This is a genomic window from Pseudomonas sp. DE0010 (assembly GCF_007680745.1).
GTDB lineage: Bacteria > Pseudomonadota > Gammaproteobacteria > Pseudomonadales > Pseudomonadaceae > Aquipseudomonas > Aquipseudomonas parafulva_B.
Genome location: NZ_VEJQ01000231.1, coordinates 1 through 260, shown reverse-complemented (window position 1 = coordinate 260; position 260 = coordinate 1). Strand labels below are relative to the sequence as shown.

Annotated in this window: 1 pseudogene; it reads right to left on the bottom strand. The window is 67.7% G+C overall.

The window, feature by feature from the left end:
- Window positions 1–260, bottom strand: a pseudogene (locus tag FS767_RS22355) (hypothetical protein); the annotation flags it as partial.

The window sequence follows — 260 nt, the reverse complement described above, 5'->3', positions numbered from 1 at the left end:
CCGTGCATCACCGCCGCGAAGGGCTGGGGCACCTGGGTATAGCCTTCGGCCAGCGCGGTGTAGCTGCGATAGCTGGCAAGGATCTCGGCCCGCAGCGCCGGCTCCTCGGCCTGGCCGGGGCGGAAGAGGGCGATCTTGGCGCGCACCATGGCGCGATAGGCCTTGTAGAAGTCGAGCAGGGCGAGGCCGCTGTAGTCGCCGGTCGCCTCGAAGTAGGCATTGACGAATCTGTTGCTCAGGGCCTTGAGGCCGCGGTCTTC